The 14,304-nt window shown below is 73.9% G+C and carries 16 protein-coding genes and 1 riboswitch; of the genes, 11 read left to right on the top strand and 5 right to left on the bottom strand.

Features of this window, described 5'->3' with window-relative positions; all coding sequences use genetic code 11:
• The first annotated feature begins 31 nt into the window (after positions 1–31).
• Positions 32–826, top strand: a complete 795-nt coding sequence (locus RKD23_RS08205) for a class I SAM-dependent methyltransferase (RefSeq protein ID WP_424853056.1) — start codon at positions 32–34, stop codon at positions 824–826.
• Between the two features lie 38 nt (positions 827–864).
• Here RKD23_RS08205 and RKD23_RS08200 read toward each other — a convergent pair whose 3' ends face one another.
• Positions 865–1,599: a maleylpyruvate isomerase family mycothiol-dependent enzyme gene (locus RKD23_RS08200; RefSeq protein WP_424853055.1), complete on the bottom strand. Its 735-nt coding sequence runs from the start codon at positions 1,597–1,599 to the stop codon at positions 865–867.
• Positions 1,600–1,618: 19 nt separating this feature from the next.
• A riboswitch (ZMP/ZTP riboswitch) is annotated at positions 1,619–1,707 on the bottom strand.
• 170 nt (positions 1,708–1,877) lie between these two features.
• Between RKD23_RS08200 and RKD23_RS08195 the strand changes: the two genes are divergently transcribed.
• From RKD23_RS08195 to RKD23_RS08180, 4 genes are all read left to right on the top strand, one after another.
• Positions 1,878–2,303, top strand: a complete 426-nt coding sequence (locus RKD23_RS08195) for a CBS domain-containing protein (RefSeq protein ID WP_424853054.1) — start codon at positions 1,878–1,880, stop codon at positions 2,301–2,303.
• 117 nt (positions 2,304–2,420) lie between these two features.
• Positions 2,421–3,833 carry a dihydrolipoyl dehydrogenase gene (gene lpdA / locus RKD23_RS08190; RefSeq protein ID WP_404032444.1) on the top strand — a complete coding sequence of 471 codons (1,413 nt, stop codon included), beginning with the start codon at positions 2,421–2,423 and terminating at the stop codon, positions 3,831–3,833.
• Between the two features lie 118 nt (positions 3,834–3,951).
• The gene (locus RKD23_RS08185; protein WP_424853053.1) at positions 3,952–5,304 is read left to right on the top strand and encodes a hypothetical protein; all 1,353 of its coding nucleotides are present in this window, start codon (positions 3,952–3,954) and stop codon (positions 5,302–5,304) included.
• Complete coding sequence (locus RKD23_RS08180; RefSeq protein ID WP_424853052.1) at positions 5,301–5,777, top strand: DUF7144 family membrane protein; 477 nt, start codon at positions 5,301–5,303, stop codon at positions 5,775–5,777. The genes RKD23_RS08185 and RKD23_RS08180 overlap by 4 nt, the downstream gene beginning before the upstream one ends.
• 23 nt (positions 5,778–5,800) lie before the next feature.
• Here RKD23_RS08180 and RKD23_RS08175 read toward each other — a convergent pair whose 3' ends face one another.
• On the bottom strand, positions 5,801–6,157 hold the full coding sequence (locus RKD23_RS08175; protein ID WP_424853051.1) for an ArsR/SmtB family transcription factor: 357 nt from the start codon (positions 6,155–6,157) through the stop codon (positions 5,801–5,803).
• 68 nt (positions 6,158–6,225) lie between these two features.
• Here RKD23_RS08175 and RKD23_RS08170 point away from each other — a divergent pair, with 68 nt between their 5' ends.
• The 3 genes from RKD23_RS08170 (at position 6,226) to RKD23_RS08160 (ending at position 10,608) form a co-directional block, all read left to right on the top strand.
• Positions 6,226–8,580, top strand: a complete 2,355-nt coding sequence (locus RKD23_RS08170; protein ID WP_424853050.1) for a heavy metal translocating P-type ATPase — start codon at positions 6,226–6,228, stop codon at positions 8,578–8,580.
• Between the two features lie 61 nt (positions 8,581–8,641).
• Positions 8,642–10,111 carry an AlkA N-terminal domain-containing protein gene (locus RKD23_RS08165; RefSeq protein ID WP_424858196.1) on the top strand — a complete coding sequence of 490 codons (1,470 nt, stop codon included), beginning with the start codon at positions 8,642–8,644 and terminating at the stop codon, positions 10,109–10,111.
• A gap of 11 nt (positions 10,112–10,122) precedes the next feature.
• Entirely contained in the window at positions 10,123–10,608 is a 486-nt protein-coding gene (locus RKD23_RS08160; RefSeq protein WP_424853049.1) for a methylated-DNA--[protein]-cysteine S-methyltransferase, read from the top strand.
• Between the two features lie 44 nt (positions 10,609–10,652).
• Here the strand turns inward: RKD23_RS08160 and RKD23_RS08155 are convergent, their stop codons facing one another.
• Positions 10,653–11,426: a hypothetical protein gene (locus tag RKD23_RS08155; RefSeq protein WP_424853048.1), complete on the bottom strand. Its 774-nt coding sequence runs from the start codon at positions 11,424–11,426 to the stop codon at positions 10,653–10,655.
• A 162-nt stretch (positions 11,427–11,588) separates the two neighbouring features.
• Between RKD23_RS08155 and RKD23_RS08150 the strand changes: the two genes are divergently transcribed.
• Both RKD23_RS08150 and RKD23_RS08145 read left to right on the top strand, forming a co-directional pair.
• Positions 11,589–12,245, top strand: coding sequence for a helix-turn-helix transcriptional regulator (locus tag RKD23_RS08150; RefSeq protein WP_424853047.1), 657 nt, complete (start codon positions 11,589–11,591; stop codon positions 12,243–12,245).
• Between the two features lie 32 nt (positions 12,246–12,277).
• A complete protein-coding gene (locus RKD23_RS08145; protein WP_424853046.1) occupies positions 12,278–12,748 on the top strand; it encodes a DUF3291 domain-containing protein in 471 nt (156 codons plus the stop codon).
• Here the strand turns inward: RKD23_RS08145 and RKD23_RS08140 are convergent.
• Positions 12,745–13,482: an SIR2 family NAD-dependent protein deacylase gene (locus tag RKD23_RS08140; protein WP_424853045.1), complete on the bottom strand. Its 738-nt coding sequence runs from the start codon at positions 13,480–13,482 to the stop codon at positions 12,745–12,747. The two genes, RKD23_RS08145 and RKD23_RS08140, sit on opposite strands and share 4 nt — an antisense overlap.
• Before the next feature lie 82 nt (positions 13,483–13,564).
• Here RKD23_RS08140 and RKD23_RS08135 point away from each other — a divergent pair, with 82 nt between their 5' ends.
• Entirely contained in the window at positions 13,565–13,762 is a 198-nt protein-coding gene (locus tag RKD23_RS08135; protein ID WP_404032422.1) for a type II toxin-antitoxin system VapB family antitoxin, read from the top strand.
• A 3-nt stretch (positions 13,763–13,765) separates the two neighbouring features.
• Here RKD23_RS08135 and RKD23_RS08130 read toward each other — a convergent pair whose 3' ends face one another.
• On the bottom strand, positions 13,766–14,257 hold the full coding sequence (locus RKD23_RS08130) for an NUDIX domain-containing protein (protein ID WP_424853044.1): 492 nt from the start codon (positions 14,255–14,257) through the stop codon (positions 13,766–13,768).
• Positions 14,258–14,304: the final 47 nt, after the last annotated feature.

The following is a 14,304-nucleotide window of genomic DNA, read 5'->3' as shown; positions in this document are numbered from 1 at the left end:
GCGACGTGGCCGGCCGGAGGATCGTGGAGCCATGGGCACGCGGCAGCGGCAGGTCGGCATGTGGACGGGCGCGGGCGCCTACGAGCGGTACATGGGGCGCTGGAGCAGGCTCGTGGCGCGGGAGTTCCTGCCCTGGTGCGGGGTCGGGGACGGGCTGCGGTGGCTGGACGTGGGGTGCGGTACGGGGGTGCTGTCGGGGGTCGTGGCCGAGCGGAGCCGGCCGCGGCTGGTGCTGGGCGTGGACCGGTCGGAGGCGTTCGTCGCCGCGGCGCGGGGCGGGGTGGCCCGGTTCGTGGTCGGGGACGCGACGGCGTTGCCGGTGCGGGAGGGGGCCTTCGACGTGGCGGTGTCCGGGCTGGTGCTGAACTTCCTGCCGGAGCCGGTGGCCGCCGTGGCCGCGACGGCCCGGGCGGTCCGGCCGGGCGGGACGGTCGCGGCGTACGTCTGGGACTACGCCGAGGGCATGGGCCTGCTGCGCCGCTTCTGGGACGCCGCCGTCGGCGCGGACCCCGCCGCGGCCGCCCTGGACGAGGGCCGGCGCTTCGCCGGGTGCCGCCCGGAGGCCCTGCGGGACGTGTGGACGCGGGCCGGCCTCGCCCAGGTGGCGGTCACCGGCATCGAGGTGCCGACGGAGTTCGCCGGGTTCGCCGACCTGTGGGAGCCGTTCCTCGCCGGACAGGGCCCCGCACCGGCCTACGTCGCCTCCCTCGACCCGCCCGCACGCGACCGCGTACGCGACGCGCTGGCAGCGAGCGTCGGGGCCGACGGGCAGGGTGCGGTGGCGCTGACGGCACGCGCGTGGGCGGTGCGGGGGACACGGCCGTAGGTGCGTGGGCGGTGCGGGGGACACGGCCGTAGCTCCTGTCACCACCCCGGCATCGGGGGCAGCGGCCACTTCGGCGGCTCGGGCAGCGGGCCGCTCACGCCCAGGTCGGCCGCGCGGGTACGCCCGCTCAGCCAGCCCAGCAGGACGTGCCCCGGAGCGGCGAGGTCGGGCCCGTGCGGGGACAGCGTCCAGATGCGGCCCAGGTCGACCGCCTCGACGGACGCGAGAGGGAAGCCCCGGCCGGCCAGGGCGGCCAGCGTGTCGCCGAGAGCCCAGGTGACGTAGGACGTGGGCCAGTCGGACGTGCCGTACCCGGTGCCGAGGTCGACGTGGTGGGTCTCCAGCTCGCGCAGGCAGCGCACGAGGGTGAACCAGGCGGGGTGCGGCCAGCCCGCGAGCGCGGTGACCATGGCGTCCCAGGCCGGGCCGGGCATCGCCCGCGCCCGCCCGGTGAACCGGTCCAGACTGGCGCGCAGATCACCGGCCAGCGCGTCGGCGGGCAGCGCGGCCGCCTTGTCCTGGGCCTCGGCCAGTGCGGCGGCGTCCGCCCGGGCCGTGGTGCCGCCGGTCCGCGCCGCGTCCAGCAGCCGGACGTACGCGTCGGCGCTGCGGGCCACATGCGCGAGGACGTCGGCCCGGGTCCAGCCCGTGAGCCGGGACGGGGCACGCAGCCGCGTCTCGTCGAGGCGGGCGGCGGTCGCGCACAGCCGTTCGGCGGAGCGGACGACGTCATCGAGAAGGACGGGCACATCCGGGGAGGGCGAGCTGCTCACGCGGGCTCCTGGTGCTCGGCGGGATCGCCCAGGCGCACGGCTTCGGCCTCCGACGGCCGGGCCGCTCCCCGGTGGTGCTCCACCCCAGCGCCAGTCACGGCCCGCCCCCACTCTACGGCCGGCTTCCCGGGCCGGACCAAGGCCGCCCCGCTGCGGTCACCGCCCCGCGTGTGAGTGCGCCCGCCCGGGAAACCCGGCCCGCGTGAGAAGCGAGGCGACCCCGGGCATCCCGGACCGACCCCGCCGCGGACCGCCGTACGAAACCCGGGAGGTGCCCCATGACCCGGCAGATAAGGGACGTGATGTCGCCCGGCGCCGCCGCCGTCGAACCGATGACCACGGTGGCGCGGGCCGCGCAGGTGATGCGTGAGCAGGACATCGGCGATGTGCTGGTGGCGTACGACTGCGACCTGTTCGGGGTGCTGACCGACCGTGACATCACGGTCCGGGTCGTCGCCGAGGGCCGTGACCCGGCGGCCACCGCCGTCGGCGCGGTGTGCACCCGGCCGCCCGTCGTGACGCTCACGCCCGACGACACCACCGACCGCGCCGCGGAGCTGATGCGCCGCCACGCGGTGCGCCGGCTGCCCGTCGTCGAGCACGGCGGCTGCCCGGTCGGGGTGATCAGCCTCGGCGACCTCGCCGCCACCGACGACCCGCGCTCCGCACTCGCGGACATCAGCCGGGCTCACCCGAACCACTGAGCGGCGCCGATCACGGATGAGAGGGTGATCACCTTTGGTGGGGCTCGGTGGCGGTGAGCCCGACCGGGCGAAACAATCTGTTGCGCACCGCTCCTACGTCACCGAAGAGGACCACCCATGGACGAGCAGGACGAGCACTTCGACGTCGTGGTACTCGGCGCCGGCCCCGGCGGGTACGTCGCGGCCGTGCGGGCCGCGCAGCTCGGCAAGAAAGTCGCCGTCGTGGAGGAGAAGTACTGGGGCGGCGTCTGTCTGAACGTCGGCTGCATCCCCACCAAGGCCCTGCTGCGCAACGCCGAGCTGGCGCACATCGTCACCCGCGAGGCGAAGACCTTCGGCATCAAGGTGGACGGCACGGTCTCCTTCGACTACGGCGAGGCGTTCAACCGCAGCCGCAAGGTCGCGGACGGCCGGGTCAAGGGCGTCCACTACCTGATGAAGAAGAACAAGATCACGGAGTTCGACGGCCGGGGCACCTTCCTCGACGCGAACACCCTCCAGGTCGCCGACTACGACGGCAACACCCGCACCATCGGGTTCGAGAACTGCATCATCGCCACCGGCGCCACGCCGAAGCTGCTCCCGGGCACCAAGCGCAGCGCGCGGGTGGTGACGTACGAGGAGCAGATCCTGGCCGACGACCTGCCCGAGTCGATCGTGATCGCGGGCGCCGGCGCCATCGGCATCGAGTTCGCCTACGTCCTGCACAACTACGGCGTGAAGGTCACCGTCGTCGAGTTCCTCGACCGGATGGCTCCGCTGGAGGACGCCGAGGTCTCCGCCGAACTGGCCAAGCAGTACCGCAAGCTGGGCATCGACGTGCTCACCTCCACCCGGGTCGACGCCATCGACGAGTCCGGTCCCAAGGTGCGCGTCACCGTCACCGGCAAGGACGGCGCCCAGCAGGTGCTGGAGGCCGACAAGGTGCTCCAGGCGATCGGCTTCGCGCCCAACGTCGACGGCTACGGCCTGGACAAGACCGGCGTACGCCTCACCGAGCGCGGCGCGATCGACGTCGACGGCCGCTGCCGTACGTCCGTCCCGCACATCTACGCCATCGGTGACGTGACGGCCAAGCTGATGCTCGCGCACACCGCCGAGGCGATGGGCGTGATCGCCGCCGAGACGCTCGCGGACGCCGAGACGATGGAGCTCGACTACGCGATGATCCCGCGCGCCACCTACTGCCAGCCGCAGATCGCCAGCTTCGGCTACACCGAGGCGCAGGCCCGTGAACTGGGCTACGACGTGAAGGTCGCCAAGTTCCCGTTCACCGCCAACGGCAAGTCGCACGGCCTCGGCGACACGGTCGGCTTCGTCAAGCTGATCAGCGACGCCAAGTACGGCGAGCTGATCGGCGGCCATCTCATCGGCCCCGACGTCACCGAGCTGCTGCCCGAGCTGACCCTGGCCCAGCAGTGGGACCTCACCGTCCACGAGGTCGCCCGCAACGTCCACGCCCACCCGACCCTGGGCGAGGCCGTCAAGGAGGCCGTCCACGGCCTGGCCGGTCACATGATCAACATGTGAGTCAGGGCGGGGCCGTCCGTCCGGGTTCACCCGAGCGGCCCCGCCCTGCTCGCCGCCGCGCCCCGGACGGGGTGTCCTTGCTTGCGTCGGGCGGATCCCGGCGCGAGGAGGGACGGCCATGGCGGACGACGCCGCCCGGGCCGGGCCGAGCGAGCTGGAACGGCTCAGGGCCCGGGTCGCGGTGCTGGAGGCCGAGCGCGCCGAGCACGCTGCACGGGCCGAGAACGCCGAACGCGCGCTGCGTGCCGCGCGCCCGCCCCGCCACCGGCTGCGGTCCCTCGCCGCCGCCCTGCTGATCGTCCTCGGCTGTGTGCTGGCCCCGCTGAGCCTGGTGGCCGCGTGGAGTGCGGACCTGGTCGGCGACACCGACCGGTACGTCGACACGGTCGCGCCGCTCGCCAAGGACCGGGACGTGCAGAACGCCGCCGCCGACGCGGTGACCGGCGCCGTGATGCACCACCTCGACCTGCCCGCGCTCCTGCAGAGCGTGGCGCCCGGCGACCGCCCCCTGGTGACCGAGGCCCTCGGCAGGCTCGGGCCCTCCCTGGAGAGCGCGGTCCGCAGCTTCGTGCACGACAAGGCGCGGGCCGTCGTCGCCTCGGACGCCTTCGAACGGATCTGGACCGAGGCCAACCGCAGGATCCACGGCGCCGTCGACGAGGCGCTGACGGGCGGCGGCGACGGCACGGTGACGCTCGACGACGACACGGTGAGCGTGGACCTCGGGCCGGTCGTGGAACAGGTCAAACGGCGGCTCGTGGACTCCGGCCTGACGGTGGCCGGACGGATTCCCGAGCTCCACGCCCGGCTCACCGTCGTCGAGTCCGAGGACATCGGCAAGATCAGGACGTACGTCCGGCTGCTGCGGCTGGCCGGTTTCTGGCTGCCCGTCCTCGCGGTGCTGCTGATCGCGGCCGGAGTGCTGCTCGCCGCCCACCGCCGCAGGACCCTGATCAACGCCGCCCTGTGCCTCGCCTTCGCCGCGCTGGTCCTCGGCGTCGCCCTGACCGTGTTCCGCGGCGTCTACCTCGACGCCCTGCCCTCCGGGGTGTCCCGGCCGGCCGCCGGGTCCGTGTACGACACGCTGATCCGCTATCTGCGGGCCGCCGTACGGACGGTCATGGCGCTGGGCGTGGTGATCGCGATCGCCGCCTGGCTGTCCGGGCCGGGCCGCTGGGCGGGCGGTGCGCGGCAGATCTGGCACTCCGGGATCGGCGCGGCGCGCGGCACGGCCGACCGGCTGGGCCTGCGCACCGGCCCGGTGGGCCCGTTCGCGCACCGCTTCCGCACCTGGATCACCTGGCTGCTCGTCGCAGGCGCGGTGCTCGCCTACGCGCTGTGGCCGTACCCGACGGGCTGGGTGGTCGTCGGCCTGGCGCTCGCGCTGCTCTTCGCGCTGAGCCTCGTCGACTTCCTGGCCGAGGAAGCCCCGCACCCGCACCCGCACCCCAGAGAAGGGACCGCACCATGAGTCACCAGTCAGCACAGCCCGGCGGACGCCCGGACAGCGAGATCGGCACCGCCTGGAGCAGACCCAAGGGGCAGCGGGCCGCAGGTCCCGGCGAGCCCGACCCGTGGGTGTCCGGCGGCGTCCTGTTCGCCGCCATCCTGATGCTCTGCAACGGCGTCCTCGCCGTCCTCCAGGGCATCGCCGCCGTCGCCGACGACGACGTGTACGCCCGGATCGGCTCCTACGTCTACGAGTTGGACCTCACCGGCTGGGGCTGGATCCACATCATCCTGGGCGCGCTGGTGGCCGCCACCGGAGCGGGGCTGCTCAAGGCGGCGCCCTGGGCCCGGTTCGCCGGCATCCTCTTCGCCTCGCTGAGCCTGGTCGCCCAGTTCCTCTTCCTGCCGTACGCGCCCGTCTGGGCCGTGATCATGATGGCGATCGACGTGTTCGTGATCTGGGCGCTGGCCAGTCACCAGGAACGGACGGTCTGACCCCGCACCGGGAAGGGCCGGCGTCAGTCCTGCGTGTCGCTGAGGCCGAGGCGCAGGTGCTCGACGTGGTAGACGGCCTGGTCGAGCAGTTCGGCGACGTGGTGGTCGTGCAGGGCGTAGACGACCGAGCGGCCGCGGCGTTCGCCGACGACCAGGCCGAGGTTGCGCAGCAGGCGCAGCTGGTGGGAGCAGGCGGACTGCTCCATGCCGACCTCGGCGGCCAACTCCGTGGCGGGCAGCGGGCCTTCGCGCAGCCGGGCCAGGATCAGCAGCCGGGAGGGCGTGGACAGGGCCTGGAGCGTGGTGGCCACCTTGGCGACGTTGTCCGCGTCCAGGCGTACGCGGTCCGTGGCGGTGGTGGTGACGGCTCCATGACCCATGGCCGTATCCTACTCACCTCACATGAACAGATGAATGAGTCTTCATGTGTTCCTGTATGGTGGGCGCCGTGTCAGCGACCCTCACCTCCCGACCGGCCCCCGCCCGCCCCGCCGCGACCCCGCCGCGCCGCCGCACACGCGTCCTCGCCCTGCCCGAGGCCCGCTGGGCGCTCGCCTCGCTGCTGGCGTTCCTCGCGGCCCTGACCCTGGACCTCGGCGGCGCCCCCGCCTGGGCCCATGCGCCCCTGTACGCCGTCGCGTACGTCACCGGCGGCTGGGAGCCCGCCCTGGAAGGGCTGCGGGCCCTGCGCGAGAAGACGCTCGACGTCGACCTGCTGATGATCGTCGCGGCGCTCGGCGCGGCCGCGATCGGACAGGTCCTCGACGGGGCCCTGCTGATCGTCATCTTCGCCACCTCCGGTGCCCTGGAGGCCCTGGCCACCGCCCGCACCGCCGACTCCGTGCGCGGCCTGCTCGACCTCGCGCCGAGCCGGGCGACCCGGCTGACCGCCGAGGGGGAGGAGACCGTCGCGACGGCCGAACTGGCCGTGGGTGACGTCCTGTTGATCCGCCCGGGCGAGCGCATCGGCGCGGACGGCACGGTCCTCGACGGCGTGAGCGAGGCCGACCAGGCCACCATCACCGGCGAACCCCTCCCCGTGGTCAAGCGCCCCGGCGACGAGGTGTTCGCCGGCACCCTCAACGGCACCGGCGCCCTGCGCGTCCGCGTCGAGCGCGACCCCGCCGACTCGGTCATCGCCCGGATCGTCACGCTGGTGGAGGAGGCGTCCCGCACCAAGGCGCCGACCCAGCTGTTCATCGAGAAGGTCGAGCAGCGCTACGCCGTGGGCGTGGTCGCCGCGACCCTGGCCGTCTTCGCGGTGCCGCTCGCCTTCGGCGCGTCCGTGACCGACGCCCTGCTGCGCGCCATGACCTTCATGATCGTCGCCTCGCCCTGCGCGGTCGTCCTCGCCACCATGCCGCCGCTGCTGTCCGCCATCGCCAACGCCGGCCGCCACGGCGTCCTGGTCAAGTCCGCCGTCGCCATGGAACGCCTCGGCGAGATCGACACGGCCGCCCTCGACAAGACCGGCACCCTCACCGAAGGCGTCCCCGAGGTGACCGGCGTACGACCCCTGCCGGACTCCGGCCTCGACACCGACGCCCTCCTCGCCCTCGCCGCCGCGGCCGAGCACTCCAGCGAACATCCGCTGGCCCGCGCGATCGTGTCGGCGGCCCGGGGAAGGGGCCTGCCGGTCGCTGCCGCGGAGGACTTCAACGCCGTCCCCGGGGTCGGCGTCACCGCCACGGTCGGGGGCCGGAAGGTGACCGTGGGGCGAGCCGCCGAGGTGGAGGAGGACGGCCTGCGGCGTGGGACGCGAGCTGACGGGAGGGCCTTCGGGGCGCCGGCCGATATCCAGGCGGCCGGCGCCGGGGTCCTGCCCGGGTCCTCTGGGCCGTCGGGTGCCGGGGGTGGGCCTGGCGCCCTTGGCTCGGCGGGTGCCGGGGGCGGGCAGGCCTCTGGCCCGTCGGGCGCTGCTGAGGTCGTGCCCGGGACCCCTGCCCAGTCGGGTGCCGTCGGCGTCGTGCCCGGGGCCTCTGGCCCGTCGGGTGCCGTCGGCGTCGTGCCCGGGGCCTCTGGCCCGTCGGGTGCTGCCGAGGTCGTGCCCGGGACCCCTGCCCAGTCAGGTGCCGCCGGGGCCGAGTCCGGAACGCCGGGCCTCTCCGGTGCCGACGCGGCCGGTCCCGGGTGCCGCCCGGGGACCCCCGGCCCCTCCGGGCACCCCGGCGGTGTCACCGTCGTCCGGGTCGAGCGCGACGGGGTCCTCGTCGGGACCCTCGCGCTCAGCGACCGGCTGCGGCCGGACGCCGCAGCGACCACCGCCGAGCTGGCCGCGCTCACCGGCGCCGCGCCTCTCCTGCTGACCGGCGACAACGAGGCCACCGCCGCACGCGTCGCCGAGGCCACCGGCCTCACCGATGTGCGCGCCGGGCTGCTGCCCGACGGCAAGGTGGACGTCGTACGCGGCCTCGAACAGGCCGGCCGCAAGGTGCTGTTCGTCGGGGACGGGGTGAACGACGCCCCCGCTCTCGCCGCCGCGCACTCCGGCGTCGCGATGGGGCGGGCCGGGTCCGACCTGGCGCTGGAGACGGCGGACGCGGTGATCGTGCGGGACGAGCTGACCGCCGTACCGGCCGTCATACGGCTCTCCCGTGAGGCCCGCCGCCTGGTGCGGCAGAACCTGGTGATCGCGGGCACCTTCATCACCGTCCTCGTCGTGTGGGACCTGGTCGGACACCTGCCGCTGCCGCTGGGCGTCGCCGGGCACGAGGGATCGACCGTGCTGGTCGGCCTGAACGGGCTGCGGCTGCTGCGCGAGTCCGCCTGGCGATCCGGGCGACCGCAGGACAGCCGAGGTTGATGTCGGATTCTCGCCAGCCCCTTCGGTGTGCGTACCCGATGCTGGACGCATGCTGAAGGGGATGCACACCGACCGGGACCACTGCGTACGGGCCGTCCAGTCCAAGGACGCGCGGTTCGACGGCTGGTTCTTCACCGCGGTCCTGACCACCCGGATCTACTGCCGGCCCAGCTGCCCGGTGGTGCCGCCCAAGCCCGAGAACATGACCTTCCACCCGAGCGCGGCCGCCTGCCAGCAGGCCGGTTTCCGGGCCTGCAAGCGCTGCCGCCCGGACACCAGCCCCGGCTCCCCGGAGTGGAACCAGCGCGCCGACCTGGTGGCCCGCGCCATGCGCCTGATCGCCGACGGCACCGTCGACCGCGAGGGCGTCCCAGGCCTCGCCGCCCGGCTCGGCTACAGCACCCGGCAGATCGAACGCCAGCTGCTCGCCGAGCTGGGCGCGGGCCCGCTGGCCCTCGCCCGCGCCCAGCGCGCGCAGACCGCCCGGCTGCTCATCGAGACGACCCGACTGCCCATGGCGGACATCGCGTTCGCCGCCGGCTTCGCCTCCATCCGCACGTTCAACGACACCGTCCGTGAGGTCTTCGCCCTCACCCCGACCGACCTGCGCGCCCGCGCACCCCGCAACAGCCCGCAGAACACACCGGGCGTCCTCACCCTGCGGCTGCCGTTCCGCGCCCCCCTGAACCCCGACAACCTCTTCGGCCACCTCGCCGCCACCGCCGTACCCGGAGTGGAGGAGTGGCGGGACGGCGCCTACCGCCGCACGCTGCGGCTGCCGTACGGCCACGGCATCGTGGCCCTGCGGCCCGAACCCGACCACATCGCCTGCCGGCTCACCCTCGGCGACCTGCGCGACCTGCCCGTCGCGATCAGCCGCTGCCGCCGGATGCTCGACCTGGACGCCGACCCGGTCGCCGTGGACGACCAACTGCGCGCCGACCCGCTGCTCGCGCCCCTGGTGGACAAGGCGCCCGGCCGCCGCGTGCCGCGCACGGTCGACGAGGCCGAGTTCGCCGTCCGGGCCGTGCTGGGCCAGCAGGTCTCCACCGCGGCCGCCCGCACCCACGCAGCCCGCCTGGTCACCGCGTACGGCGACCCGGTCGAGGACCCCGAGGGCGGTCTCACCCGTCTCTTCCCGACGCCCGAGGCGCTCGCCGCTGTCGACCCCGAGTCGCTGGCCATGCCCCGCACCCGCCGTACGACGTTCACCACGCTGGTCGGCCAACTCGCCTCGGGCGAGCTGCACCTGGGCGTGGAGAGCGACTGGGCCGAGGCGCGCGCCCGGCTCCTGGCTCTGCCCGGTTTCGGCCCCTGGACCGTCGACGTCATCGCCATGCGCGCCCTCGGAGACCCCGACGCCTTCCTCCCCACCGACCTCGGCATCCGCCGCGCCGCCCAGGAGCTGGGCCTGCCCTCCACCCCGGCCGCCCTCACCGCCCGCGCGGCCGCCTGGCGGCCCTGGCGCGCCTACGCCGTGCAGTACCTGTGGGCGACCGACAGCCACCCGATCAACTTCCTTCCGGTATGAGGACGCCACTCATGAACAAGCAGCACACCGTCATCGACAGCCCCTACGGCCCGCTCACCCTCGTGGCCGACGACGGCGTCCTGTGCGGCCTCTACATGACCGCCCAGCGCCACCGCCCCGACGAGGAGACCTTCGGCCCGCGCGACGACGCCCGGTTCGGCGAGGCCGAGGAACAGCTCCAGGCCTACTTCGACGGCGAGTTGAAGGAGTTCACCCTCGAACTGCGCCTGCACGGAACCCCGTTCCAGCGCAGCGTCTGGGAGCGGCTCACCCGCATCCCCTACGGCGAGACCCGCACCTACGGCCAACTCGCCGACGCCCTCGGCAATCCCCAGGCCTCCCGCGCGGTCGGTCTCGCCAATGGCAAGAACCCCGTCGGCATCATCGTCCCCTGCCATCGCGTCGTCGGCGCCGACGGCAGCCTCACCGGCTACGGCGGCGGCCTGGACCGCAAGCAGCGCCTGCTGGACTTCGAGCGGGGAACAGCCCTCTTCTAGAGGGGGCCTCCCGTGGAGGGGGCCTCACATCCCTCGGAGGGGCCTCACATCTCCGTCAGCGACACCACCAGCGCCACGACGACGGCCACCGCGTACGCCCCCGACACCGCCGCGACGACCCGCACCCGCCGCTCCTCCGGCCACCGCACCCGCGACAGCGCCCACGCCAGGAGCGGCAGCACCAGCACCCCGTGCATGCTCACCGCGTGCACGGGCTTCAGGAAGCCGCCCGCTGCATAAGCGGCCTCCTGCCCTACCGCGTTGGACTCGACGACCCCCCGGGCGATCATCGCCGCGCCCGATGCCAGCGCGACGACCATCGTCGCCCAGCCCGCCCGCTGCGCCCACCGCATGCTCGCCGCGGACGCCGGGTCGCCCCGGAAGGCCCTTACGGCGAACACCGACAGCACGACGACCAGCACCACCCCGCCGACGGCGAGCACCGTCGACACGGCCGAGTCGAACGCCGACTCCCGGTTGAAGTGCGAGGGCACACCCCGCCACGCCTGGAGCGTGATCCCGCCGACCTCCACCACACAGTCCGCCGCGAAGACGCCGAGCAGCCACCGCCTCCTCCGCTCCGGCATCCGCAGATACGAGGTCACCCACACCACGGAGACCAGCGTCAGCCCGAAGGACAGCCCGAACGTCGTCGGCTTCCGCCACGACACCGGCCCGTCCCAGGCGCCGCCGTCCACCAGCCACACCCCGAAGTGCACGGCCCCGGCGAGCGTCAGCAGGGCGCCGACCGCGTAGCAGACCCGCTCCACGGGCCGGGCTGCCGTCCGGCCGGCGGCGTACGCGGTGACTGCGGTCATGAGGGCTCCCGAGGGCAGGGCGGCGGTCGGAGGCCCCCACCCTGCCGCGCCCACCCGCACCACCGCGTCGTACGGCCGCGGGTTCCGGGGCTACTCCCCGGGGAGTAGCCCCGGAACCCGCGGCCCGTGTTTCTCAAACCTCATTGGTCATAGAGTCGGCATGTGACTGACGAAGACTCCACGTTCGACGTGCTCGGTGTGCTGAGCGACCCCCTGCGCCGCCGGCTCTACCGCTACGTCGCCGCCGCCCCGGAGGAGGTGGGCCGGGACGCGGCCGCGGAGGCGGCCGGGGTGTCCCGGTCGCTGGCCGCCTTCCACCTGGACAAGCTGGTCGAGGCCGGCCTGCTGGCCGTCGACTTCCGGCGGCTGTCCGGCCGTACGGGACCCGGCGCGGGCAGGCCGGCCAAGGTCTACCGGCGTGCCGAGGGGGAGCACGCCGTCTCCGTGCCGCCACGGTCGTACGACACGGTCGGCCGGCTCCTCGCCGAGGTGCTGGAGGACGCCGGGCTGGACCGCGAGTTGCAGGCCGCGGCGAAGGCGGCGGGCGCGGCCCTGCCGGACGTCCGGGCCGACGACATGGAGGCGGCGCTGCGGGCCCGCGGCTACGAGCCCTTCCGGGACGGCGAGACGCTGCGGCTGCGCAACTGCCCCTTCCACACGCTGGCCAAGGACTTCCCCGCCCTGATCTGCGGCATGAACCTGGCGCTCATCCAGGGCCTGGCACCCGAGGAGTGGTCCCCGGCGATGGACCCCTGCCCGGGCGGCTGCTGCGTGGCCCTGACCAAGAGCCCCGGCAACTCTAAAAACAAAAACCATTGACTATAGAAGTGGGCCCGGGCCATGCTGTGTCCATGACTGAGCATCACCTGGCCCAGGTCAACATCGGCCGTATCGTCGCCCCGCTGGACAGCCCCGAGTTGGCGGACTTCGTCGCCCAACTCCCGGAGATCAACGCCCTCGCCGACCGCAGCCCCGGATTCGTCTGGCGCATGGTCGACGACGACGGCGTGGGCGCAACCGCCGTGCGCCCCGACGGCGAGGACGCCCTGCTCCTCATCAACTGCTCGGTCTGGGAGTCGGTCGAGGCCCTGCGCGGCTTCACGTACCACACCGAGCACCTGCGGATGCTCAGCCGCCGCCGCGAGTGGTTCCACCGCATGGGCCAGGCCCACCAGGCCATGTGGTGGGTCCCGGCCGGCCACGTCCCCACGGTCGCCGAGGCGATGGACCGCGTCGCCATGGTCCGCGAACACGGCCCGACCCCCGAGGCGTTCACCTTCCAGAAGCCGTACCCGGCACCCACGGAGGCGGCGCGCGTCTAGTGGTTCCGGGCCTCGACGAGGTCGCGCAGCAGGCGCGGCAGGGCTGTGCCGATCGGTTCGCGTACGACCTCGTCGGCCAGTTCGTCGTACGGCGTGGGCTCGGCGTTGACGATGACCAGGCGCGCGCCATGGTCGGCGGCGACGCCGGCGAGGGCGGCGGCGGGCTGGACCTGGAGGGTGGTGCCGACGGCGAAGAACACCTGGCAGGCCTTGGCGATGGAGAGGGCCTCGCCGAGGACGACGGGGTCGAGGCGCTCGCCGAACATCACCGTCGCGGACTTGAGGATGCCTCCGCACAGCAGGCAGGACGGGTCCTGTTCACCGGCCTCGACCCGGGCGAGGGCGTCCTCCATCGGCCCGCGTGCGTGGCACGCCGTACAGACGACGCTGCGGGCGCTGCCGTGCAGTTCGAGCACCTTGCGCGCGGGCATCCCGGCCAGCTGGTGCAGCCCGTCCACGTTCTGCGTGATCACCCGCACCGGCACCCCGGCCCGCTCCAGCTCGGCCACCGCCCGGTGGGCGGCATTCGGCTCGGCCGCGAGCGTCCGGTTCTTCCGCCGCATCTGCCACGACCTGCGCCGGATCTCCGGGTCGCCCATGTAGTACTCGTACGTCACGAGCTTCTCGGCCTCCGGATCCCTGCGCCACAGGCCGTTCGGCCCGCGGTAGTCGGGGATGCCGGAGTCCGTGCTGATACCGGCACCGCTGAGGATCGCGACGAGGGGCTTGCTCATGGGACCGAGCGTAGGGCGGGGCGGTGGAGGGCGGCGAGGGATTTCGCTGTGGCCGGCCGGGCGCGACTGCTAGCGTCCGGGCATGGCCAAGGTCAATGTGTCGCTGGATGCCGAACTCGTCGTGGAGGTCATGGTGCTTTCGGGCGTGGGCAGTCCGCAGGATGCCGTGGAGCTGGTGGTGCGGGACTACATCCAGCGCGGGCACCGTACCGAGGCCAGGGTCGTGGAGCGGGACGAGATGGTGCACGACCGGGACATGCGGCCCCGCGAGGACGGCTGACGGTCAGCCCGCCGGGCGGCCGTTCTCCAGCTCGACCGGGCCGGAGCCGGACTCCAGGACGTCCAGGGCGGCCAGGACGCGTCGGCCGAGGTTGTCCAGGAGGTGGTCGGTGAGGTCCTCACGGGGGACCAGCCGCCACGACAGCAGTTCCTCCTCCTGGAGCCGGATGGCCTTGAGGTCGTCCTCGCCGAGCACGCCACCGTCGTAGAGGTACGCCACCAGCGGTGGCCGCCCCGGACCGCTCGACCAGTCCACCGCCAGCAGCCGCCCGAGCTCGCGGTCCAGGCCGATCTCCTCGGCTGTCTCCCGCCGGGCGCCCTGGCGCGGGGTCTCCCCGGCGTCGGACTCGATCGTGCCGCCCGGCAGGGCCCAGCCCTCCCGGTAGTTCGGCTCGACGAGCAGGACACGGCCCTGCGCGTCCCGGAACAGGGCGGCGGCACCGGCCAGGACCTTCGGCAGGCTCGCGATGTACGCGGCGAAGTCAGCAGTGGTCATCCCGGAAGGGTAACCAGGCCGCCGCGGCCCGGGCGGCCTGCGCGGCG

Origin of the sequence: Streptomyces sp. SAI-170 (assembly GCF_049739565.1) — a bacterium.
GTDB lineage: Bacteria > Actinomycetota > Actinomycetes > Streptomycetales > Streptomycetaceae > Streptomyces.
The sequence above is the reverse complement of the archived record's forward strand: the minus strand, read 5'-3'. Positions and strand labels throughout refer to the sequence as shown.

What these genes read in the sequence shown, in the direction of transcription:
- RKD23_RS08205 (WP_424853056.1), top strand. Translation starts at nt 32, where the DNA reads ATGGGCACGCGGCAGCGGCAGGTCGGCATGTGGACGGGCGCGGGCGCC.
- RKD23_RS08195 (WP_424853054.1), top strand. Translation starts at nt 1,878, where the DNA reads ATGACCCGGCAGATAAGGGACGTGATGTCGCCCGGCGCCGCCGCCGTC.
- lpdA (WP_404032444.1), top strand. Translation starts at nt 2,421, where the DNA reads ATGGACGAGCAGGACGAGCACTTCGACGTCGTGGTACTCGGCGCCGGC.
- RKD23_RS08185 (WP_424853053.1), top strand. Translation starts at nt 3,952, where the DNA reads ATGGCGGACGACGCCGCCCGGGCCGGGCCGAGCGAGCTGGAACGGCTC.
- RKD23_RS08180 (WP_424853052.1), top strand. Translation starts at nt 5,301, where the DNA reads ATGAGTCACCAGTCAGCACAGCCCGGCGGACGCCCGGACAGCGAGATC.
- RKD23_RS08175 (WP_424853051.1), bottom strand. Translation starts at nt 6,157, where the DNA reads ATGGGTCATGGAGCCGTCACCACCACCGCCACGGACCGCGTACGCCTG.
- RKD23_RS08165 (WP_424858196.1), top strand. Translation starts at nt 8,642, where the DNA reads ATGCACACCGACCGGGACCACTGCGTACGGGCCGTCCAGTCCAAGGAC.
- RKD23_RS08160 (WP_424853049.1), top strand. Translation starts at nt 10,123, where the DNA reads ATGAACAAGCAGCACACCGTCATCGACAGCCCCTACGGCCCGCTCACC.
- RKD23_RS08155 (WP_424853048.1), bottom strand. Translation starts at nt 11,426, where the DNA reads ATGACCGCAGTCACCGCGTACGCCGCCGGCCGGACGGCAGCCCGGCCC.
- RKD23_RS08145 (WP_424853046.1), top strand. Translation starts at nt 12,278, where the DNA reads ATGACTGAGCATCACCTGGCCCAGGTCAACATCGGCCGTATCGTCGCC.
- RKD23_RS08140 (WP_424853045.1), bottom strand. Translation starts at nt 13,482, where the DNA reads ATGAGCAAGCCCCTCGTCGCGATCCTCAGCGGTGCCGGTATCAGCACG.
- RKD23_RS08135 (WP_404032422.1), top strand. Translation starts at nt 13,565, where the DNA reads ATGGCCAAGGTCAATGTGTCGCTGGATGCCGAACTCGTCGTGGAGGTC.
- RKD23_RS08130 (WP_424853044.1), bottom strand. Translation starts at nt 14,257, where the DNA reads ATGACCACTGCTGACTTCGCCGCGTACATCGCGAGCCTGCCGAAGGTC.